Here is a 355-nt window from a genome sequence, read left to right as displayed (position 1 = left end):
ATGCAGATCGTTAACTACGGTTCAGTCACGACCATTGAAGGTGAAAGGCTACCTATCGAAGCTGACACCATCTGTGTTCATGGCGACAATCCGCAATCCATCGCGCTCATTAGAAAAATCCGACAAGATCTCAACGCGTTTAATTAATAGCGGCGCAATGAATGCCCTCTGTTCCTTGCACAAGAACAGAGGAAACACTCACGACACATGAACATGGAAGTTGGAATAAAACGTATGGAAAGCAAATGACGAAAAACGAGATAAAACTTAATGTCGAGCCTGTTGCTGAGTGCAGTGTGCTTGTTACGCTACGGCCACTAGCCGCAGGTTCTAGCGGGAGTTATGCACAATACAT

Annotated in this window: 1 protein-coding gene and 1 pseudogene; both read left to right on the top strand. The window is 45.6% G+C overall.

Features of this window, described 5'->3' with window-relative positions; translation table 11 throughout:
* Positions 1-147, top strand: a 147-nt coding sequence (locus tag A3712_RS27010) for a LamB/YcsF family protein (RefSeq protein ID WP_197465877.1), incomplete at its 5' end; no start/stop codon positions are given.
* 98 nt (positions 148-245) lie between these two features.
* Positions 246-355, top strand: a pseudogene (locus A3712_RS28730) (allophanate hydrolase subunit 1); the annotation flags it as partial.

It is taken from the genome of Vibrio sp. HI00D65 (assembly GCF_001635455.1).
In the GTDB taxonomy this organism is placed as follows: Bacteria; Pseudomonadota; Gammaproteobacteria; order Enterobacterales; family Vibrionaceae; genus Vibrio.
Note: the sequence above shows the minus strand (reverse complement) of the source record. Positions and strands in the feature narration are given on the sequence as shown.